The following is a 22,320-nucleotide window of genomic DNA, read 5'->3' as shown; positions in this document are numbered from 1 at the left end:
TCATCATTTACGTGAAAATTTACCAAAAAACAGGCATTATTGATGCCCATGTAAGCAAATCGAAACACGCAACATTTATTATTATGACGAGAAAGTCGACAGTAGCTGAAACCTTTTTAAAATACCGCTCTAAGTTAATGCGCGCGGTAGGTTCTATTGTTGGCGCCGACGACATTGAAGATATCGTGCAAGAAGCTTTTATAAAGAGCTACGAAGCAGAATTAAAACAAGAAATACAGTACGAGCGGACATACATGCTCAAAACAGCGCGTAATTTAGCGCTGAACCATGTTGCAAAAGCTGAGAATAAAAATAAACAGCATTTAGACGACATGGATCTTTTGCCTTACGAACTTGTTGGGCATAGTTTAGAAAAAAACGTAGAGAGCAAAGAACGTTTTATTCATTTTTGCCGAGCGACAGACACACTGTCAGCTGATGTAAAACGCGTATTTTTGCTCAAAAAAGTATATGGCATGCGACAAAAAGAGATTGCAGAGCTTGTGGGGCTGAGCGAAAGCACCGTAGAAAAGCATGTCGCCAAAGGTTTAATGATGTGCTCTAGATATTTAGCTGAGCTTTCAAAGGACAGTGCATCCCCCCGTGCCACTGCTACCGCGACTCAGGACATAAGCAGTAGTTAACATGAACAATATTCGCCAGTTTTCAAGCAAAGAAGATATTCAAGAGCAAGCTTGCCTTTGGATAAGCCGTCTCGACCGCGGGTTAAAAAGTGACGAAAAAGAAATATTAGGCGCTTGGCTATCTGAAAGTAATGCCCACCGCCAAGCCTTATTGGATGTAGCAAGTTTGTGGGACGATATGTCGGTGCTCAATGAATTAAGTGGGCTATTCCCTCAGCCGACAGCCCGCCAAGCATCGAAGAAACACGGCCTTCCAAAAACAGCAGTGTGGGGCATTGCGGCCACGTTCTTAGTAATGGCGATTGCTGTTGGCGTTGTTGTTCAGCGTACGTGGTTAGACAACGCGCCTGAATTTGCCGCCGTAACCCAGAAGGTGCAAACAGGGGTGGGGGAGCAAAAAAACGTTACCCTGGCAGACGGTTCACAGCTTCACCTTAATACAAACTCTACAGTAACCGTAGACTTCACATCAACGGCGCGAAATATCGTGTTATTGAAAGGCGAAGCTCACTTTGAAGTCGCTCACGATAAAACGCGCCCATTCTCGGTTACCGCGGGTAATAACACCGTAACGGCGGTGGGTACGGCTTTTAATATGCAATACGTCGACGACAATGCGTTTGAATTAGTGGTTACTGATGGAAAAGTGTTAGTGAAAGACCGATTTAAGTCGTCATCGTCAAACGATTCTCTATTCGGAAAACGCCCCGTCTCAGAAGAAGGTCTGCTGATGTTTGCGGGAGAGAAAGCAACCGTATTAGGTAAAGTAGAAGCTCGCGAAAGTATGTCGCAAGATGATATTGACGATGATTTAGCATGGCAGCAGGGCATGATTGTGTTTAAAGGTGAGCCGTTAGATGCCGTGTTGGCGGAGATAGGACGTTATACGCCTGTTCGCTTTCACATTTCAGACGATAGTTTGCGTAGACGCCGTGTAGCAGGATATTTCAAAGTAGGCGATATAGATGGCTTACTATCTGCACTAAAGAGCAGCTTCAACATTAATTATCAAAGAGTCACCGAAACAACGATTGAACTGAGCACTGCGAAAAGTTAAATATTTTTGAAAGCTGGGTCCTTTCTATGATTACTGATTGGCATCATTTTATTTAATGTGACAATATAATTAAAATAGTAAGCACATTGATTTAATATCTTGCAGTACGGCAATATTGCGATTAGCAGGCAACCTAAAAATAAAAGAAAAAAGCTACATGCTTTCGCGTGTTCGGCTTGCTGTCACTTGCAAAATACAATGCACAAACTCTCGATATCCAGCGCGCTTTCACCTGCGCATTTAGTACCGGGTATATTTTTTCTTCTATGGCCAACAGACACTCTGTTTGCGCAAAATGTTAGCGACTCGCCCATTTCGTCTGAAACCCTTTCTTCGCCTGGTGCAATTACATTTTCAATTCCTGCACAAAACGCCAATGAAGCGCTGACTGAGCTTGCTAAACAAGCCAATACTACGCTTTTATTCCCCTTCGATTTAGCAAGAAAAGTAAAAACTAATGCGCTAGAGGGTACGTTTACATTAAATGAAGCCTTGACCCAGCTTCTTGAAGGTACGGAACTGGCAGTTATTACTGATGAAACCGGCGCATTGACTATTCGTTCTCGTTCATCTCTTTTAACACAATCAAAACAACGTGATGAGAACGAGGAAAAGGTAGAGGAAAAGAGTAACGGACTGGAAAAAATCGCTGTCGTTGGTACCAGAAACTCGCCTAGAAGTGCTGTGGATTCACCGGTTCCCTTGGATGTTATTGGCGCTGACGCGCTGAGTTCTCAAGGTAACACCGACGTACTCTCTATGCTGAGCGTGATGGTTCCATCCCTTAATGTTAACGACCAGCCAATAAATGATGCCAGCAGCTTGGTGAGGCCAGCGAATTTAAGAGGTATGTCTTCAGATCACACGCTATTGCTCTTAAATGGAAAACGCAGACACCGCTCAGCGGTTATCACGTTTCTCGGTGGCGGATTATCTGACGGAGCACAAGGGCCAGATATATCAGTGATACCTGCTTATGCTCTGAAACAAGTAGAGGTACTGCGAGATGGTGCATCGGCCCAATATGGCTCAGATGCTATAGCCGGCGTTATTAACTTCGTCTTAAAAGATGCGAGAGAAGGAGGCAGTGTCGCTTTGAAGCTTGGCGGATACAGCGAAGGTGACGGCGAACTTTTTCAATTTCAAGCGAATAAAGGCTTTGCCTTCGGAGAGACAGGCTTCGTCAACGCGACAGCGGAGTACAGGCAGCAAAATGGTACATCTCGTTCCGTGCAGCGCGATGATGCTCAAAGTCTCCTAGAACAAGGCAATACATTCATTCAAATGCCTGCTCAAATTTGGGGGGCGTTAGATGTAAATGAAGATATCAAACTCGCGCTAAATACCGGCGTTGACCTGTCTTCTTCATCGAAGCTGTATAGTTTTGCTACCGCTGCACGCCGTGAGATTAATGGTGGATTCTATTTTCGAAATCCACAAACGCGTGAAGGTGTGTTTAGCCGCACGGACTCTACTACTGGAGAAAGTCGTCTTATTGTTGCGGACTTAGATGGACTGGGAAACGGTATTGCATGCCCTTCTATAACCCTTTCAAGTAGTAATGTTTTATCAAATCCTGATTATCAGCGAATAGCAGATAACTCAACGGCGCTCGGTGCAAACTGTTTTGCCTTTAATGAGTGGTTTCCCGGCGGGTTCACGCCTCAATTTGGGGGAACGATCACCGATGCCTCTGTGGCTATGGGAATAAAGCACGAACTACCTGAAGGCTGGGCAATGGATGTAAGCGCCACACTTGGATACAGTGATATCGAGTACACCATTTCAAATACAGTGAATCCATCGTTGGGGCCTAAAACACCCACAGCTTTTTCTCCTGGCGGCGTTTCGCAAGTAGAACGTACACTCAATCTGGACTTTACCAAGTTAATACAATCGATTTTTGACGATCCAATTAGTATTGCCCTGGGTGTTGAATGGCGCAAAGAAACCTACTTTCAGAAAGCGGGTGATGAAGCGTCTTACGTTGCAGGTCCCTATGCGCTAGAGCCTCCACTGGGCTTGAATCAAGGGTTTTCTATAGGGTCAAACGGCTTCCCAGGTTATCAGCCACAGTCAGCAGGCCATTGGAGTCGCAATAATTGGGCGTTGTATGCTGACTTCGAGTTTTTCGTTACGGAAGGATGGCAGTTTGCTATGGCGACACGCGTCGAGCATTTTAGTGACTTTGGCTCAACGTTCGACGGCAAGTTAAGTACTCGGTATAAATTAAACGATCTGTTTGCATTACGAGGGTCGGTCAATACCGGCTTTAAAGCACCCACAGTGGGTCAAAGTAACGTAATTAATGTCACCACAGCTTATGGTATTAAAGGCTTGGAGGACCAAGCGACACTGCCACCTACTGATTTAATATCGCTCCAGCTTGGCGCAACACCGCTTACGCCTGAAGAGTCGGTTAACTTCAGCTTTGGTTTGGTTATGCAGGCGAGTGAGACCTTCTTTGCCACCCTAGATTATTTTAATATTCGTCTTGCAGATAGAATTAGTACCACGTCAGCTATCCCTTTGACCGAAGAGGATATCACTGCACTTATAGCCAAGGGGCGTCCTGATGCCGCGAAATACAATGCAGCTAAATATTTTACTAACGATTTTGATACAAAGACACAAGGGGTCGACGTCGTTGTAAATTACAGCTTTTCCTATGACGATTGGTCAAATTCTTTGCTGCTCGCTTATAACTGGACAGACACGCAAGTGGAGCGCGTTACTCGCTATCCTGCTTTGGTCAATGGCGAAATACAACTTTTACCCAATCTAACTCAGGCTCGAGTTAAAATGCTAGAAGATAATCTGCCGGGTCACCGAGGCAGTCTCACTCTCGAGCAATCAAAAGGTGATTGGGCGTTTACTTGGCGCCTAAATTATTACGGTAAGTTTTATGAAGACCATCTTGATGCCTCAGCGGGTATGGATATCTTTGGCAGTGCATTAACTACGTTTGACGCCCAGCTCTCTTGGCGAGTTCTACCGCACACCGTGCTTACCTTTGGAGCGCAAAACCTTTTTGACGCGCTTCCTGAAGAAAACCCATTTCAAGGAGAGGTTGGGGCGCTTTACCCACCTACATCTCCAAGTGGCATCAATGGTGCTTTCTATTACGCAGGGCTTGAATATACTTTCAAGTGATAGTCTGACAGTTGAATTTTCGTCTCACTGCTTTCAATAAAGATGGTATTATCGAAGGGATGATTAGGTGCGGCCTTGCTTGTTCGTCACGGCATTAATGCAGCGGAAAGTAGAAGATATTGTGATAGAGATTGAAGAACAACGGGTCAGAAGGAATAACGTGAAGTGGGCCTAATAACTTACTTAGCCCACGTTTTTGAATAAGGTCTCATCGACAATCGTTTGGTCAATAATTTGCTGTGCCATATTAATGCACTTGCCGCACTGAGAACCAAGCTCTAAGTGTTGACGTAACTCACGCATATTTCCCACACCGCTTTCTTCAACGGCCGCGCGAATGCTTTTATCTGTTACCCCATAGCACATACAAACAAACATTAAACGTACTCCAAATGAATCTGTAAATGATAATAATTGCTATTCATGAATTTGGCAAGTAGATAATTAAAATTAAACTCAATGAAATTGATTGCTATTTTAACTAGGCGAAGAGGTTTTCACTGTGTCATTGGTATGATCTGTTAGAAAAACCAATATCGAGTATTGTTATTTGCATATTAGTACCTACTTTTGCTCTTATAGAAATTTATCCTAAATAATTGCGTTGAGTAATTATTTCTATTATTACAATCCACATATAAATGGAGATACTCATGGGTGTATTAGTTGGTCGTCCAGCGCCAGATTTTACTGCGGCGGCAGTACTTGGTAGCGGAGAAATTGTTGATACTTTCACGTTAAGCGAGGCTATTAAAGGTAAAAAAGCGGTCGTGTTTTTCTACCCACTAGATTTCACATTTGTTTGCCCGTCTGAGCTTATTGCTTTTGACAAGCGTTTCGACGAATTCAAAAAGCGTGGTGTAGAGGTAATAGGTGTGTCTATCGATTCTCAATTCTCACACAATGCGTGGAGAAATACCCCAGTAAATCAAGGTGGTATTGGCCCAGTTAAATATACGTTGGTTGCTGATGTTAAACATGATATCTGCCAAGCTTATGATGTAGAGCACCCAGAAGATGGTGTTGCGTTCCGCGGTTCATTCCTTATCGATGAGCAAGGTATGGTACGTCACCAAGTAGTGAATGACCTTCCACTTGGACGTAATGTTGACGAGATGCTGCGTATGGTTGACGCCCTAGCGTTCCATGAAGAGCACGGCGAAGTTTGCCCAGCGGGTTGGACTGAAGGAAAAGCGGGTATGGATGCGTCGCCTGAAGGCGTGGCGAAGTATCTATCTGAAGAAGCTGACAAACTGTAAGTTTATTGTATAAAGTTCATAGTAGAACAGCGCCTATTGGCGCTGTTCTTGTTTTACAAATCTGCGTTCAAAAACGCTCATCATCGCAAAATCAGCCTTAGGCTTTACTCTCCACTTTCCAAAGGCCAGCCTCCCAATGCTTTGTATCGGTTTACCATATAGCAAAATAGCTCGGTAGTTTTTTGAGCGTCATATAACGCGCTATGGGCTTCGTTTTGGTCAAATTCAATGCCAGCAGTACGGCAGGCTTTTACCAGAACAGTTTGTCCTAATGTCAATCCAGCAAGGCTCGTCGTATCAAACGATACAAAAGGGTGAAAAGGCGTGCGTTTAATATTACAGCGCTCCGTTGCTGCATTGACGAAACTCTGGTCGAACGTCGCGTTGTGAGCCACAATGACTGAGCGCTGACAATCCGCATTTTTTTGTGCTTTGCGAATACCTTTACAGAGATCTTTCATTGCTTCACTTTCTTCGATAGCGCCTCGCAGAGCACAATTAGGGTCAATACCATTAAATTCTAGCGCTGCAGGCTCTAAATTCGCACCCTCGAAAGGATCAATATGATAATGGAAGGTTTGATCCGGGTGCAAAATGCCGTCTTCATCCATTTTGACTGTTACGGCTGCTAACTCCAATAGAGCGTCGGTACCTGCATTGAATCCGGCTGTTTCAACGTCGATGACAACGGGAAAATAACCTCTGAAGCGCTGGGAAAGAAGGGGCGGGTTAGCAGACATAAACACTCTTGTAGACTAGATTAGAAAAACACGTTGATGACTTAAAATGCGCACCAACATGCGAAATGTATGTGAATGGTGAATTATCGCAAGGATGTTACTGAGTTGCCAGTTCCAATTTGAACACGCTCAAATGAAGGCGAGATTAGTCGCTAAAACGAGAAAAGTGAATGGTATTAGGCGCTAAACTTTTCTACACTTTGGACGATAAACACATTATAGGTGGAACTACACGCTGCCGTATTTGCTATGGCGATCGTTTTTAGTCAGGCAAATTGAGGTTGTTGAGTTTACTGAGCAGCGTGGATAAATGTGGCTTTCAAAAGGGTGAGGTGATGAAAAATGCAGTCTGCACCTGGTTTAGTTTGGTTTTCGGAATGGTGTCGAAATGGTCTCGAAATTAAAATATATCGCGTTGATTGGGATGGTGAGTTCACTTTCTTCCCACGCCGCCATGCGGCAGTATTCTGCGACTATAGAGAGCTCTAGCTGGCGTATCGATACCGAAACACGCTTACAGTGTACGCTTAATCATGATTTGCCAGGATATGGTGAAGCCATGTTCACAAGCACCGCATCAAAACAGCTCAATATGGAATTTGAACTGGACATGCATTTGCTGCCTAGTAAATTTGATATGGCGGCTGTTTATTCTGTACCACCAAAGTGGATGCCGGGCGTTGCACCTAAGCCTATTGCGGATATGTCTCTTCGAAAACAATATAATGGTGATCTGCCTAAAGACGCGGCATGGACGATGCTATCTGAACTAGAAAAAGGTTTTTGGCCCACTATCTATTATCAAGATTGGTACAATAAGTATGACCAAGTCAGCGTAGCGCTAAACGCTAGCAATTTTTCGAGCGTGTACCGCGAATTCGTTAAGTGTGTATCTAATTTACTGCCTTTCAATTTCGACGATATCGCCTATACAGTACTGTCTTATCAAAATAACAGCACTGAGCTTACTAAGTACTCACAAAAGCGCCTTACTATGATAGGTGAGTATTTAAAAGAGGACAGCGAACTAGAACTGGTGCTTCTTGATGGTTATACCGATAGTTACGGTGGCCGTTGGAATAACGAGCAGCTTTCTATACGCCGCGCTAATGAGGTGAAAAGCTACCTCACAACGCTCGGTGTGCCTGAAGATAGAATTAAGCTTACCGGTCATGGTGAAAAGCGTCACATCGCGCCAAACGATACCAGAGAAAGCCGTGCCCAAAACCGACGTGTGGTAGTACGGCTGTCTAAATCTTGAGCGCTGGTTGCCTATTATCAACTCACAAGTAGTATAAGAAATGGAGGGAAAAGGTTTAAGCCTCTATTTCCTACTAGTCCGCCATGACAATACTGGAACTAAGTGATCAGTAAACACACCGTCAGCGTTGACAACCTTATCAAGCATTTCTAATACTTCCTCGCTCGTCAGGCCGTCAGGCAACGCGTCTTTTCGATAGGTGTAAGGGTGGATCGTCAGCCCGTTTTTATGAGCGAACTCAAGCCACTTTGCAGCCTCAATCTTCCCCTGTGCCATTGCTTTGTTGTTCAGTAGATGGCCTAACCATGGCCCTATACCATCAGCATAAGATGCTACTTCGTTCATACCTTCTTCAGAACGAACCCAATCAAAGTCGGTGTCACTTTCGCCCCAGCTATTCTCGCCTATAAGCATTACCACTTTGCCTTTATAACCCAATGTGTCGCGAAGTCGTTTTACTTCTTTAAAATCAAAACATTGAATATAGCTGTTGCTATTTTTCCCGCCGAGACTGAACGCATTGAGGGTGTCGATGACAATTTTACTCGCATCAACACCTTCATCGCGGTGAAAGGCCGGGGACTTTACTTCAGGATACACACCAACAGATGCATCAAACTGGCGATTAAGCTCGCGAATAAGCTCAAAATGCTCAGTTAATGTAGCAATCTTAAAATTCGCGTGTTTACCTTGGTATCTATCCTTAAATACGGGTGTACCGTTGCCACCTGTACGTTCATGTACTCTTAGTGCTCTCAATTCTGCAAGCGTAAAATCCCGTGCATAATACCTTCCGTCAGCACGGTGTCGAGCGGGAAATACGTCTTCAACATCGGTAACGGTTTCTAGATGAATATCATGTAAAACAACAGGTATGTCGTCTTTGGTAATGACTACATCTTGTTCTATAAAGTCGGGCCGCAAAGAGAAAGCGAGCGTAGCAGCTTCAAGTGTATGTTCTGGTAAATACCCTGATGCGCCGCGATGTGCAATAACCGTGAAGGGCTTAGTTGCGTTTGCCTCATCAGTGTTCGCAAGTGGCGCACTTGATGTGAAAATACTTGAACACACTAATAGCAAAGCAGGTAAAAGACTTTTCTGTATAGTCTTACTTTTCACACTATTTGAAAAAACTAACTTTTTATACTGCACAGTTGCACTACCCCATGTGTTCATCGTTATTTGCCTTTTCTTTCTCTTTTTTAGCCTTTTACATTATTAGGCTTTCAATTATTGCGTGAATATCAGTGCTCGAGCGCTAAAGATTTATTTTGTATAAGTTCAATCGCATAGCCGTCAGGGTCCCGAACAAAGGCTATCACGGTGGTGCCGCCCTTTACGGGGCCAGGCTTTCTATAAACGTCAGCGCCGTTTGCCGCTAAGTTTTCACAAAAGCTGTAGATATCGTCCACCTCAATTGCGATATGGCCATAGGCATCACCTTTATCATAAGTGTTATCGCCCCAGTTATAGGTCAACTCAAGCACAGTGCTGTCAGACTCATCGCCATAACCCACAAATGCCAAGGTATATTCGTATTCTTTGTTTTCTGATTGACGAAGAAGGCGCATACCCATTAGCGAGGTATAAAAGTGAAGTGATGATTCTAAATTCTCAACTCGAAGCATAGTGTGAAGCATTCGCATAACAGACTCCTATATTGCCGACAGCGAAAGTAATAGCTTGCGGCGTACTGCATGGTTAATGCGTAGGTAATGTCTTTCCATTCAAGCGAAAACACTGTAGATCAATTTAGGGCCTACAGTGATATACAGATAAAGAACAGAGCAACAAACACAACGCAGTGTGACTTTAATAAATGAATGTTAACTCTTTAAGACAGTTATACAATTTTTGTTGGCTAATTTAAGCCATTAAAAATTATATAAATGCATTATTAAAATCACGCGACTAAAAAATAAACGCGAAATGATTGGACATGGCGATGTTTTACCTGTACCTTCTGTCTCGCTCTAGATATGTTATATGCTTTACCTAATACTGCGCTGTACCTTTCTTTATTCCTTCAAATTGAAGTTCTATTTAGATATACAACTGCTTTACTAGCTTGGTTATGTCTATTGCTACCGGTGATTTTCACCACACATCAATTTTTTAAAAAAAGGTTATTATTATGTCTAATTCAGTAAACGGCACAGTTAAATGGTTCAACGAAGAAAAAGGTTTCGGTTTCCTAACACCTGAAGCTGGCGGTAAGGACGTATTCGTACACTTCCGTTCAATCACTTCTGACGGTTTCAAGACTCTTGCTGAAGGCCAAGAAGTTAGCTTCGAAGTTGAACAAGGCCAAAAAGGTCCACAAGCTGCTAACGTAGTAGTTCGATAAGACCATAACGCTTATCTAGTAAATATGGGCTCTTTGACTCGCTGAGCGAGGTATAAAGAGCCTACTTTTCGTTTTAAAATTTCTTAACCCAACCTGCGAGGAATTCAAAACATACAACACTTATAAAGAAGTTCTTAATATGCAAATTCAACATTCTCTTTCTACATTTAATAGCGCGACATCTTCAGCGTTAATTTCAAATATCTCTACCAATAAAACCACTGTTGCTTTTAAAGAGGCAAACACCTACCGTCATGTTGTTCTTACCTCGCGTGAAGAAGTCAGACGATTTGTTGCTGAGTTAGTGAAAGCGTCATAACAGCAAAAGCTAGGCAAACCTTAAGTCCTCTATGCTCTTAGGGATAGTTTTATGTCAATTCAAAAAACTACGTGCGTCATTAAAGTATTAGGCCTTTGTTGGCTGATATCTAGTGCTGGGAATTAGCAAAAGTATTTTAAGCGAATAATAAGGCCAGCATACCTGTTTTGCATGCTGACCTAGTTGCACGTGGCATCAATGAAAAAAACGGACGTTTCTTCAAGATTATTTTGTTTTTAAATCTATCTCTGAATCAGCAAGTAAATATATGCTAGCCGCATAGGCTGCAATGTTTTGCGCAAGCTCATCTGGATTGATTTTATCTAATGTGTCATCTGGAGTGTGGTGAAGATCGAAATAATCCCTTCCGTTCTGATTCAATCTAATAGTAGGCACGCCTTTCGCTGCAAGTGGAATAATATCCGGACCGCCGCCGGCGATATCAGATCCGCCTCGAACAATACCTAGTGGGGAAAGAATTTTTGCGATTTCATCTACTAGCACCGTTGCCTCGGTGTTTACATTAGACACAAGCTGCCAAATAGTTTGAGCCCCAAAGTCAGACTCTGTGGCCAAAACGTGATTGCTCAGATTTTTATCATGCTGTTTTGCATAAGCAAAAGCACCTAATAAACCGACTTCCTCTGCGCCAAACATGACCACGCGAATAGTGCGTTTTGGGCGCTCTGGCAAAGAGGCAATTAACGCCGCAGCTGCCGTTGTTATTGCAATACCTGCACCATCATCGACCGCGCCTGTACCCAAATCCCAACTGTCTAAGTGGCCACCTATAAGTACAATTTCTTCAGGCTTTTCGCTACCTACTAAATCTAAAATGACGTTACCGCTGCTTACTTCGCCTTTCCACTTAGATTCCGAGTGAAGCGAAAGTGATAGTGGTTTGCCAAGATTGTGTAGACGACGTAAATGATCAGCATCGGGGTTTGAAATAGCAACGACGGGAATATCTGCCCAGTTATCACCGTCTGAACTCATCATGCCAGAGTGTGGAAAACGATGTGAATCAGAACCCACTGAACGTACTACCAGTGCCTCAGCACCGCCGCGTTGAGCATGCTGCCATCCTATACGGCGACGTTGGTTCGCTTGACCATAACCTGCACCGGTTTGACTTTTCACCATGGCATCGCCATCCACGAAGGCAATCTTGCCCTTAAGCGCACCATCTTTAACAGCTGTTAGGGCGTGAATATCCCTGAAATACACGATGTCTGCATTGATTTCATTTTCTGAAGGGGCAGCACCACCGAGCGCAGTGCCATAAAGCGGCTGTGCATAGGGCGAAGTAAGTGAAATATGTAAATGACCTCTATCCCAAAAGGGCATAGTAAATTCTTCTATACTGACTTTATCAAAACCTAAACGTTTACCAACTTCTACACCCCAGTCTCTTGCGCGTTTTTCCGCTTCAGAGCCACCTAATCGAGGGCCTATTTCTGTGGTAAGCGATTCTACAATGCGATAGCCCAAATCACTTTTCAGTGCTTTTTGGATAAGTGCTTCAGCATTTTTCTTTTGTTGCGGAGTAATTGGCGAGCTTTCAGCAAAAACGCCAAAGCTGCAAGCACTTACTAATGCTCCAAACGCTAAGCTTTTAGCGATAGTATTTAATCGAGACATGTGTTCTCCGTGAGTTATTTTTATATTTCTATTTTATTTGTGTGGGCACAAACAGGACATTCTTATCATAGCCAATTTGAAATATGCTTTCGAGGCAAACCACAAGCCCATGTGGTTCGTTAATCGCAAAGTTGTTTGGTGCGACTTGTTATATGAGATAGGAAAAATAAAAAAGGAGTCTTTCGACTCCTCTTAAAACGTTTTTATTTCCGCTTCTTCTTCAGCATCAGTTTTTGCTTTTTCTCTTGCTCTTTGAGTACTTCGTTAATAAAGCTTTTTCTGCCGAATTCTCGTGTAATAACGCACTTATTTAAGTCAAATCCTCGGGCAGGGCAGTATTCTCTTCCATAAAGAATGATTTGTAGATGGAGATCGTTCCATCTCTCTCGGGGGAACAGACGTTTTGCGTCACGCTCTGTCTGCTCCACACTTTTGCCGTTTGAAAGACCCCAGCGATACATTAGTCGGTGGATATGTGTATCTACAGGAAATGCAGGAATGCCAAACCCCTGAGACATGACAACTGCTGCGGTTTTATGTCCTACAGCCGGCATCGCTTCTAATGCCTCAAAGCTTGCTGGAACTTTACCGTTATGTAGCTTGATAATCATGTCGGATAAATGCCAGATGCCTTTAGACTTCATGGGCGATAAACCACAAGGACGGATAATGTCTTGAATTTCCTCGATACTCATCATCACCATATCATAGGGGTTATCGGCGCGAGCAAATAGCTTCGGTGTAATCTGGTTTACCCTTTCGTCAGTGCACTGCGCTGATAGCAGCACAGCAATTAGCAGAGTGTAGGGATCTTTATGATCTAAGAAAATGGGCACTTCTGGATAAAGCTCATCCAAAATTCGCATGATTTCATTGACTTTTTCTTGCTTTGAGATGGGCTTAGCAACATCTAACATTAAGACGGTCTCTTACTCTTATTCTATGGTCTCGGTAAAGGATGACTAGCTTTCAGCAGTAACACGCACCCGTGCGGCTTTTTCCGTTGGGACGGTTTGCTGTGCCGCAATTTTAGCGTCGATGATATTTTTTATAGCGATGAGCAAGCCCATGCCTAAAAACGCACCGGGCGGAAGAACGGCGAGTAGGAACGGGTTCTCTGTGTTAAACAGCACGATTGTCCAGTTTTCAGCAATTGGACCAAATAGCCTGTCAGCGCCTGCTAATAATGTTCCTGCGCCCAAAATTTCACGCATTCCACCTAAAATAACCAAAACGGCAGTAAAACCTAACCCCATCATAAGCCCGTCATAGGCGGAGGCAAGAGGGCCGTTTTTAGAGGCAAATGCTTCAGCGCGACCAATGATTGCGCAGTTGGTGACAATAAGCGGAATAAAAATGCCTAAGGCCAAGTAAAGCTCATAAGTAAACGCATTCATTATCAGCTGAATGATAGTTACGAACGCAGCAATAATCATGACGAAAACCGGGATACGAATTTCATTTCTTACTAGGTTTCGTACTAATGATACGGTTACGTTGCTACCAATCAGAACGAGCATGGTGGCAAGGCCTAAACCTAAGCCATTGATAAAGGTAGCGGTAACCGCTAACAGGGGGCACAGTCCAAGCAACTGAACCAGCGCTGGGTTGTTTTTCCAAAGCCCTTGTAGCGATAGGTCGCGAAAATCGGTCACGTTCAAAGCTCCTCTACTTGTTGAGGGTGTGCCTCATAAATATCGTTAGGCTCAGCGGTATTAGCGTTATCTTTGCGTTCACAAGTATTAGGGGCAGAGAATAACGCCGCCTGGTTAGCCTGTGCATACAATAAGGCTTCACGCACCGCGCCTACTACCGCCCGTGGTGTAATGGTTGCGCCGGTAAACTGGTCGAACTCGCCACCATCTTTTTTAACTTGCCATGGTGCTAAATCGTCATCGGAAAAAGGTCTATCGCTAAACGAGGTGATCCAGTTACTAACCGCAAGCTCAATCTTATCGCCTAACCCTGGCGTTTCTTTGTGTTCGATCACTCTAACGCCGAGTACCGTCATTTTATTATCGGTAGTCTTTCTTTCGTGTTGATCAACGTTGTTTCCTAAATCATTGTTTTTTGAATTTAAAAACTTAGATGCGCTCACACTGACGCCTACGACTAAATCAATATCACCGCTATAGCCGTCAGGTGCAGTGGCCTCTAGTACCAATGCACTCGGTTTACCGTTCAATGTGGCTCGGTAGACTTTGTGCGCTTTTTTGGCGCCTAATTCAATCGCCGTCACTTGAGTACAGTTTGCGTATAGAGGGTTATCGTGAAACTCACTCGGCACTACTTCATTGAGCACGCTTAGCAGTTTCTGTTGCTTTTGCTGCTCAATCTTATCTTTAGTGCCATAAAAGGTAAGCGAGATAAGCGCGGTAGTCACGACGGCAAACGTACCTAACATCACGCCGTTTTTGGTTAAGCTGTCTTTCATCATTGAGATTTACCTCGACCTTTATCGGCATTTTTCCCATAAACACGTGGGCGAGTGTAATAATCGATAAGAGGTACAGCCATGTTCATAATGATTACTGCAAACGCTACAGCATCTGGGTATCCACCAAACGTCCGAATGATAACAATCCAAAAACCGATGGCCGCCCCAAAAATGATACGCCCTTTAGGTGTGGTCGATGCTGATACAGGATCGGTGGCAATAAAGAAAGCGCCAACCATAACCGCGCCGTTGAACAAGTGAAAAAGTGGCGAGGCATAGTAGTCAGCATTGGCTAAATGAAGCAATGAAGCGCAGGCAAATACGCTTATTAACATGCCGCCTGGTATATGCCAGCTGATAACACGGGTTTTCCATAAATATAGTCCACCCAGCAAATAAGCAATGCTGACTATTCCCCAGCCTGCGCCAGCGGCTTCAAAAAAACCGCCGTCGAAAATTGGCTTAGTAAGTGATTCTGAGTAAGTGACACCTTGCGTTAAATCGGTTTTTAACGTGTCTAACGGCGTGGCCATAGTCACACCATCGGCAATCGTCTTTAGCTGAGTAACGTCATATCCACTTGTGGTAAAGCCAGTAAATATCAGCGAAACAGAATCAAAGAAGCTCGGAGTAATTCCAGCGTGAGTAGTGGGAGGTAACCATAAGCTCATGGCGGCAGGAAAAGAGATGAGCAAAACAACATAGGCAATCATAGCCGGGTTAAAAATGTTGAACCCCAAGCCACCATAAACTTGCTTAGCTACTGCGATAGCAAAAAAAACACCGGTTACTGTCATCCACCAAGGTAGAGTAGGCGGAATGCTTATTGCGATTAAAAGCCCAGTTAATACAGCGCTATAGTCGGTAAGTGTGCGCTCTATAGGGCGTTTCCTCAGGTATAAAATAACGCCTTCAAAAACCAGAGCACTTATTACAGCAATCACTGACTGTATTATCATTCCCCAACCAAAAAAGAAGGATTGGGCTATCATTCCAGGGATCATGGCATAGATCACCATGCGCATGACTTGACCCGTATCGCGTTTAACCCTCTGATGTGGTGAACTCGATAAACTTAACTTCATTATGATTCTTTCTCTTTGTCAGCGGCAGCTTTTTTGGCCTTAGCTTTCGCGATAGCTAAGGCTATACGCGCTTTCTTTTCATCTTGTCCCGACATGTGAGCGCTCTCTTGCTTATTCGTTTCGACATCGTCTAACGAAGGTGATTCGCTCTGCTCGCCCTTCGCCTGGCTCTCTGTCTCATTGATATCGGTAGGTTGCGATTTTTCTTGGCTTGCTTGGGCAAGCTTTTTCGCTTTAGCTTTAGCTACGGCAGCGGCAATTCTTGCCCGCTTCTCATCCTGTTGCTCATTCTTCTGCTCACCTGCCTCAATAATGGTTTGAGAAGAAGGTTGTGCTAGTGATGACGATTCTGACAGCCCATCTTCGGACATACTTTTAGCCGCTTTCTGGGCTTTTGCTTTTGCCACTGCAGCCGCAATTCGCGCTTTTTTCTGTTCTTCTGCTGAAAGAGCTGCATTGTTTTCAGCGTGAGATTCTTCTGCCTTGTTTGCAACCTGATTGTCTGCGTGTTTGTCTGAGTGGTTTCCGGTTAACGGCTCTTCAGAGGGAGCAGCTTGTGCTGCTTTTTTCGCTTTTGCTCTTGCAATAGCTGCAGCAACTTTGGCTTTTTTCTCATCTTCAGGCGATGGCGCAGCAGGTTGCACAGCCGATAAATCGTCGACCTTTTCACTTTGAGCTTGCGCCGCTTTTTTCGCCTTTGCTCTGGCAATAGCGGCAGCTACCTGAGCCTTTTTATCGTCTGGCGCAGTGCTTGGCTCGTCAGTATTCAACGTTGCACTTTCATCACTTGATTTAGCCTGCATAGCGGCTTTTTTCGCTTTCGCGCGAGCAAGCGCTGCGGCGACTTTATCTTTTGCTTCTGTTGCGTCACCGTTACTGGCGTTGTTGGCCGCTACAACATCTTGTTCTTTCGCTTTATTCGCAGCTAAACGGGCTTCTTTGGCCTTTCTATGCTTTTCTTCACGTTCGTGCTTTTCACGCTCTAATCGCTCTTTGCGTGCCTCAAAACGTTGTTTTGCTTTTTCTGCTTTGTTCTTCTCATCACGCTGTAAACGAATTTCGGCTTTGGCTTGGCGATAATAATGGACTAGCGGTATTTCACTTGGGCAGACATACGCGCAAGCACCACATTCAATGCAGTCGAACAGGTCGTATTCTTCTGCCTTGTCATATTCCTTTGCTTTGGCATGCCAAAACATTTGCTGAGGCAGCAGAGACGCTGGACAAACATCAGCACATGCGCTGCAGCGAATACATGGTCGCTCTGCGTTGTCGTCTACGAGCTCTTTTTTTGCAGGAACAAGCAAACAGTTAGTGGTTTTCACCACGGGTATGTTTGCATCTGATAGAGTGAATCCCATCATGGGGCCGCCCATGACGACTTTGGGCGCCTTTTGCTTTTTCGAATTGTATTTGGCTTCAGTTAACAAATGAGATACAGGCGTGCCGATCAATGCTCTAAAGTTGCTCGGTGATTCAACGGCTTCACCAGTAACAGTGACAATGCGCTCAATAAGCGGTTTGCCATGCAAAATGGCATCGGCAATAGCGTAGCAGGTGCCCACGTTAAACATCATTACGCCAATATCTGCAGGCAGACCGTTTCTTGGCACTTCACGGCCAGTAATAACTTGGATGAGTTGTTTCTCACCCCCAGCAGGATATTTGGTTTCGACGCTGACTACCCGGTAATCTTTCTTATCTTGACACGCAATATTTAAGGCTTCAAACGCTTCTGGTTTGTTATCTTCTACTGCCACAATGATTGCTTTAGGGCCAATTAAGTGCGTAAGAATATCTAGCCCTTGACGTATTTGCCACGCATGCTCGCGCATAAGGCGATCGTCAGATGTAATATAAGGCTCGCATTCAATGCCGTTTAAAATAAGAAATTCAACTGGCTTTGAGGTGGATGCTTTTATGTGAGTAGGGAAGCCTGCTCCACCCATACCCGAAATACCAGCTTGACAAATAGCATCAATAAGCTGACTACGGTCGACATTACTGTAATGAGTAATAGGAGACAGTTCACACCATGTATCCTTGCCGTCAGGGCGTATCGAAACACACATTTCTGTGAGTCCGCTTGGATGAGCAACAACGTGCGGCGCAATAGCGACAATTTCACCCGACGTGGGCGCATGAACGGGCACTGAAAAAGGCGAAGAGCTTTGCGAGAGAACTTGGCCTTTTAATACGGTATCACCGACGTCTACGCAGCATACCCCATCTGAACCAATATGCTGTCGAAGCGGAACTACCAATAGTTCGGGCATAGAAGGCTTCTGGATTACTGACGCATTGGAAAGGGCTTTTTTATCGTCAGGGTGTACGCCACCAGGAAACGAGTATGTCTTTCCCGCATTTAAGGTTTCTATAATTGAATCAAAGCTTGGGTACATCACAATTACGACACCATTTTAATGGGAATATCACCTTTAGGCGATGATGAGAAATCCCACTTCCACGTAGAAGTTGTTTGAGTGATAGGGACCATATCAATACAGTCAACAGGGCAGGGGTCTACACACAGGTCGCACCCTGTGCATTCATCGGTAATGACGGTATGCATATGCTTTGCCGCGCCCAAGATTGCATCGACCGGACATGCTTGGATGCATTTCGTACAACCAATGCACTCATCCTCACGAATAAACGCGACTTTTTTGACGTCTTCCTCACCATGGGCCGCGTCGAGGGGTTTGGGCTCTACACCCATCAAATCAGCAAGCTTTTTGATGGTAGACTCACCGCCCGGTGGACATTTATTTATGTCATCTCCCTCGGCAATAGCTTCTGCATAGGGCTTACATCCTGGATAACCGCATTGTCCACATTGGGTTTGTGGAAGCACGGCATCTATTTGTTCTACCAGCGGGTCACCTTCCACTTTAAAGCGGATGCTGGCATAGCCTAAAACAAGGCCAAAGATTAGGGCCAATGCACCGATAGCAATAACGGCAAAAACTATAGCAGTCGACATCGTCATTATAGCTTCACCAAACCGCTAAAACCCATGAAGGCAAGTGACATAAGGCCTGCTGTAATCATAGCTATTGACGCGCCTTTAAATGAAACCGGTACATCTGCTGCAGCTAGTCGCTCGCGCATCGCGGCAAAAAGTACCAATACCAATGAAAAACCAACAGCAGCGCCAAACCCATAAATGAGACTCTGCATAAAATTATGTTGTTCAGTGAGGTTCAAAAGTGCAACACCTAACACTGCACAATTAGTGGTAATGAGAGGAAGAAAAATGCCCAGTAACCTATATAAGGTAGGACTGGTTTTATGCACCACCATTTCAGTGAACTGCACCACAACCGCAATAACGAGGATGAAAGCTAGCGTTCTTAGATAACCAATACCTAAAGGTGCGAGTAAATAGGTTTCTACTAAGTAGCTTGTTGCAGACGCGAGGGTCAGTACGAATGTGGTTGCCATAGACATGCCCATGGCGGTCTCTAGTTTTCCAGACACACCCATGAATGGGCATAACCCGAGAAACTTGACCAACACGAAGTTGTTAACCAGTACTGTACCAATCAATAGCAGTAAAAATTCAGTCATGAATATCGCTATTCCTTCGAGGAATTTTGACGGACATCGCCCGTGATTTAAAAAGAAAAACAGATTGCGTCTATTATCCCTTTTTAGAACGGGTTTAACAACTTGATTGAATTAGGGTTATTTAATGTCTAAACGCGTTGTTTTAGGAATTAAAATAGAATGATGTGGGTGAGACGATTTGGAAGCCAACTAAGTGGCTCCCCCTCCCCGACTCGAACGGGGGACCTGCGGATTAACAGTCCGTCGCTCTAACCAACTGAGCTAAGGGGGACCTGTGCTTCAACGGAGGCGAATATTAAAGACGTACTTAGGAACTGTCAACAACATAAATGAAATATTTGTTCTGACTGCGCAAAAAATAGCTTTTTGAGGCTTTTGTGCTTATTTTGTCGTCAATCTTGTGAAAGCGGTGATTAATAAGTACCCATTATTCGTTAATTGCAAGTGTTAAGCGTTTTTTGGAATTTGAATAATATGATTTACAACCTTTTTCTAATATCCATTTTTGTCGGTCTTATATAACTAAATAGAATAAAAAAATACTTCCACACTGTTATTATGTACAGCCTTTAATAAATCTGTAACCTGTACCTGAGGATTAAAAGGTTAGTCGTCACTTACGTGTTAGGGGATTAATCGAGCACAAAATCGCGCCAAATATGGTCTAGCGTTAGTTATCCACTAAATCTGTGGATAACTATGTTGATAGCTTAAATTTTATAAGTGCTTTTGCCAGATCAGTGAGAAGTTGATCTACAGTATTTATCAACGTTTATCGGTAATAATTATTTTGTATCAGAAGGTTATGGTTAATTTTGCGATCGTTAATCTCGATCTCATCAGATCGGTTGAACAAAAAGTAGCTTGTGTGTTAATTCAACGAATGTCTAAATGCTACCCAATGAAATCCATCTTATTTCTCAATGCCTTACATTCCATTAACAAATAAGTGTGTCTATCGTACGCCGCATAACCGTCTCTTATAGCCATCGCAGGTGCAAACAGTGAGTAGTAAAACTGAAACGTAACAGACATTAAACTGTAACCAGCTTATTGCGGCGTCTTACGGCGTACTTTGTTCAAAAAGTATTGTTGAGCCTGTATTGAGAGCAAAATTATCAAATTTATGTGTTTTTACGTTTAAAAAAGGGTGTTTACAAACAGCGCTCTCATCCTTTGAATTGTTTGTCGAATACACATAGCTATCTATACCTTGCTCTTTTACACTAATGCACAGTTGTATCAGGATTTTAGTTTGCCGGAGCTCAAGTGATAAAAAGTAACGCTAAACCACGTTCTTCTGACCTATTGGAAGAAGAGATTGGTGTCACGTTAAAGCGTATGACTATTCCCATGATATTGGGCATGGTAATGATGATGAGTTTCGGGCTTATCGACACTTTCTTTGTGAGTTTATTAGGCACCGATCCGCTCGCCGCCATAAGTTTCACTTTTCCTGTCACGTTTACAGTCATAAGTTTAAACATTGGATTAGGGATTGGTACGTCTGCAATTATCGGGAAGCTACAGGGCAGTAAACAATTAACGAAGTCTAAGCATTATGCAACCGGCTCGCTAATGTTGTCTGTGTTGCTTGTCGGTGCTCTTGCGGTAATCGGCCTTTTTACTATCGAGCCTGTTTTTAGATTGCTCAATGCAACAGATAACCTTATGCCGTATATCTCTGACTATATGGGGTTATGGTATTTATCTAGCATTTTCCTAGCTATGCCTATGGTGGGTAATAGCGTATTACGCGCCTGCGGTGATACGCGAACGCCAAGTATTGTTATGGCAGCAGGTGGCGGGCTAAATGCGTTGCTTGACCCTATTTTTATCTTTGGTTTGGGTCCTATTCCGGCAATGGGTATAAAAGGCGCTGCGCTTGCCACGTTTATCGCGTGGATAGTAGGTGCTCTTTGGATACTCTATATTTTGGCTGTTCGTCGCAAGTTGATGCTGCCCCGACTACTTACTGTCACTGAGTTACGCGATAGCAGCCGAGAGATTTTAAAAATAGGATTACCCGCCGCTGGCGCTAACATGCTAACACCCATAGCCGGTGGAGTCATGACTGCATTTGTTGCCAGTTATGGCGCCGAGGCTGTGGCGGCGTGGGGCGTAGGCAATCGCATGGAGTCTATTGCCAGTATTGTTGTGTTAGCCTTATCCATGACGTTGCCGCCTTTTATTAGTCAAAATGTTGGGGCGGGGCAGATCGACCGTGTTAAGAAAGCGTATTCACTCACCTTAAAATTTGTCATTGTGTGGCAGTTTATTATCTTTCTGCTGATGTGGGCGCTTTCAAGCTGGATCGCCGTGGCATTTGCCAGCGAGGTGGAAGTAAGTGTACTCATTCAGCTCTTTCTAATGATAGTGCCATTGGGTTACGGCATGCAGGGGATAATTATACTGACAAATTCTTCACTGAACGCCATGCATCGCCCAATGACAGCATTGCTTTTAAGTGTCATCCGGTTGTTCGTTTTCTTCGTACCCATCAGCATTGCAGGTGGTTTTCTTTTTGAGCTAAAAGGATTGTTTGCAGGAACCGTTGTCGCAAATATAGCAATGGCGTGTGTTTCCTTCGTTGTTTTTAAACGGGCCGTTGCCGATTTTGAAGCAGAGACGCCAAGTTCACTCAAAAAGACATAATCTGACTTTGACTATTCATATAGCTTCACAGGTTAGAAAAAGGCCAAATAACAAACTTGCAGCGTGTATTTGAAAGATGATTTAGTTTTAGCAGATAGCAGATAGCAGATAGCAGATAGCAGATAGCAGATAGCTTCAACGTGTTCTATAAA

20 protein-coding genes and 1 tRNA gene are annotated in these 22,320 nt (G+C 43.9%); 8 read left to right on the top strand and 13 right to left on the bottom strand.

From position 1 onward, the window contains the following. Nucleotides 1-83: 83 nt before the first annotated feature. From JC525_RS00680 to JC525_RS00670, 3 genes are all read left to right on the top strand, one after another. Complete coding sequence (locus tag JC525_RS00680) at nt 84-644, top strand: RNA polymerase sigma factor (RefSeq protein WP_233094828.1); 561 nt, start codon at nt 84-86, stop codon at nt 642-644. A gap of 1 nt (nt 645) precedes the next feature. Further along, on the top strand, nt 646-1,701 hold the full coding sequence (locus JC525_RS00675; protein ID WP_198813217.1) for a FecR family protein: 1,056 nt from the start codon (nt 646-648) through the stop codon (nt 1,699-1,701). Nucleotides 1,702-1,899: 198 nt separating this feature from the next. Then, nucleotides 1,900-4,854, top strand: coding sequence for a TonB-dependent receptor domain-containing protein (locus tag JC525_RS00670; RefSeq protein WP_442859504.1), 2,955 nt, complete (start codon nt 1,900-1,902; stop codon nt 4,852-4,854). Nucleotides 4,855-5,037: 183 nt separating this feature from the next. On the opposite strand, the gene JC525_RS00665 is transcribed toward JC525_RS00670, so the two are convergent. After that, nucleotides 5,038-5,232, bottom strand: a complete 195-nt coding sequence (locus JC525_RS00665) for a bacterioferritin-associated ferredoxin (RefSeq protein WP_198813212.1) — start codon at nt 5,230-5,232, stop codon at nt 5,038-5,040. A gap of 275 nt (nt 5,233-5,507) precedes the next feature. On the opposite strand from JC525_RS00665, the gene JC525_RS00660 reads away from it, so the two are divergent. After that, nucleotides 5,508-6,113, top strand: coding sequence for a peroxiredoxin (locus JC525_RS00660; protein WP_198813209.1), 606 nt, complete (start codon nt 5,508-5,510; stop codon nt 6,111-6,113). A gap of 104 nt (nt 6,114-6,217) precedes the next feature. Here JC525_RS00660 and rnt read toward each other — a convergent pair whose 3' ends face one another. After that, nucleotides 6,218-6,853, bottom strand: a complete 636-nt coding sequence (gene rnt / locus JC525_RS00655) for a ribonuclease T (RefSeq protein WP_198813206.1) — start codon at nt 6,851-6,853, stop codon at nt 6,218-6,220. Nucleotides 6,854-7,241: 388 nt separating this feature from the next. Here rnt and JC525_RS00650 point away from each other — a divergent pair, with 388 nt between their 5' ends. Next, complete coding sequence (locus tag JC525_RS00650; protein ID WP_198813203.1) at nt 7,242-8,114, top strand: flagellar protein MotY; 873 nt, start codon at nt 7,242-7,244, stop codon at nt 8,112-8,114. A gap of 63 nt (nt 8,115-8,177) precedes the next feature. Here the strand turns inward: JC525_RS00650 and glpQ are convergent, their stop codons facing one another. After that, entirely contained in the window at nt 8,178-9,290 is a 1,113-nt protein-coding gene (gene glpQ / locus JC525_RS00645) for a glycerophosphodiester phosphodiesterase (RefSeq protein WP_198813200.1), read from the bottom strand. 68 nt (nt 9,291-9,358) lie between these two features. Continuing rightward, a complete protein-coding gene (gene gloA, locus JC525_RS00640; protein WP_198813185.1) occupies nt 9,359-9,760 on the bottom strand; it encodes a lactoylglutathione lyase in 402 nt (133 codons plus the stop codon). Between the two features lie 488 nt (nt 9,761-10,248). Between gloA and cspE the strand changes: the two genes are divergently transcribed. Continuing rightward, nucleotides 10,249-10,461 carry a transcription antiterminator/RNA stability regulator CspE gene (cspE, locus tag JC525_RS00635; protein WP_105932040.1) on the top strand — a complete coding sequence of 71 codons (213 nt, stop codon included), beginning with the start codon at nt 10,249-10,251 and terminating at the stop codon, nt 10,459-10,461. Between the two features lie 139 nt (nt 10,462-10,600). Beyond that, nucleotides 10,601-10,780 carry a hypothetical protein gene (locus JC525_RS00630; protein ID WP_198813182.1) on the top strand — a complete coding sequence of 60 codons (180 nt, stop codon included), beginning with the start codon at nt 10,601-10,603 and terminating at the stop codon, nt 10,778-10,780. 225 nt (nt 10,781-11,005) lie between these two features. Here the strand turns inward: JC525_RS00630 and JC525_RS00625 are convergent, their stop codons facing one another. The 9 genes from JC525_RS00625 to JC525_RS00585 form a co-directional block, all read right to left on the bottom strand. Then, complete coding sequence (locus JC525_RS00625; protein WP_198813179.1) at nt 11,006-12,421, bottom strand: M20/M25/M40 family metallo-hydrolase; 1,416 nt, start codon at nt 12,419-12,421, stop codon at nt 11,006-11,008. 203 nt (nt 12,422-12,624) lie between these two features. After that, the gene (locus tag JC525_RS00620) at nt 12,625-13,338 is read right to left on the bottom strand and encodes an endonuclease III domain-containing protein (protein WP_198813176.1); all 714 of its coding nucleotides are present in this window, start codon (nt 13,336-13,338) and stop codon (nt 12,625-12,627) included. A gap of 45 nt (nt 13,339-13,383) precedes the next feature. Further along, on the bottom strand, nt 13,384-14,076 hold the full coding sequence (locus tag JC525_RS00615; protein WP_198813173.1) for an electron transport complex subunit E: 693 nt from the start codon (nt 14,074-14,076) through the stop codon (nt 13,384-13,386). A gap of 2 nt (nt 14,077-14,078) precedes the next feature. Next, the gene (locus tag JC525_RS00610) at nt 14,079-14,858 is read right to left on the bottom strand and encodes an electron transport complex subunit G (protein ID WP_198813171.1); all 780 of its coding nucleotides are present in this window, start codon (nt 14,856-14,858) and stop codon (nt 14,079-14,081) included. Continuing rightward, on the bottom strand, nt 14,855-15,943 hold the full coding sequence (rsxD, locus tag JC525_RS00605; RefSeq protein WP_198813167.1) for an electron transport complex subunit RsxD: 1,089 nt from the start codon (nt 15,941-15,943) through the stop codon (nt 14,855-14,857). The genes JC525_RS00610 and rsxD overlap by 4 nt, the downstream gene beginning before the upstream one ends. Next, nucleotides 15,943-18,345 (bottom strand): electron transport complex subunit RsxC, encoded by a 2,403-nt coding sequence (gene rsxC / locus JC525_RS00600; RefSeq protein ID WP_198813881.1) that lies wholly within the window; start codon nt 18,343-18,345, stop codon nt 15,943-15,945. The genes rsxD and rsxC overlap by 1 nt, the downstream gene beginning before the upstream one ends. A 5-nt stretch (nt 18,346-18,350) precedes the next feature. Next, nucleotides 18,351-18,932, bottom strand: a complete 582-nt coding sequence (rsxB, locus tag JC525_RS00595; protein ID WP_198813154.1) for an electron transport complex subunit RsxB — start codon at nt 18,930-18,932, stop codon at nt 18,351-18,353. Next, nucleotides 18,932-19,513, bottom strand: coding sequence for an electron transport complex subunit RsxA (rsxA, locus tag JC525_RS00590; protein ID WP_105931838.1), 582 nt, complete (start codon nt 19,511-19,513; stop codon nt 18,932-18,934). Before rsxA ends, rsxB begins: the two co-directional genes overlap by 1 nt. Before the next feature lie 194 nt (nt 19,514-19,707). After that, nucleotides 19,708-19,784: transfer RNA gene (locus JC525_RS00585), tRNA-Asn, on the bottom strand. 998 nt (nt 19,785-20,782) lie between these two features. Here JC525_RS00585 and JC525_RS00580 point away from each other — a divergent pair. Then, nucleotides 20,783-22,168 (top strand): MATE family efflux transporter, encoded by a 1,386-nt coding sequence (locus JC525_RS00580; RefSeq protein ID WP_198813150.1) that lies wholly within the window; start codon nt 20,783-20,785, stop codon nt 22,166-22,168. Nucleotides 22,169-22,320 lie beyond the last annotated feature (152 nt).

The organism is Alteromonas sp. IB21 (assembly GCF_016405965.1).
GTDB lineage: Bacteria > Pseudomonadota > Gammaproteobacteria > Enterobacterales > Alteromonadaceae > Alteromonas.
Note: the sequence above shows the minus strand (reverse complement) of the source record. Positions and strands in the feature narration are given on the sequence as shown.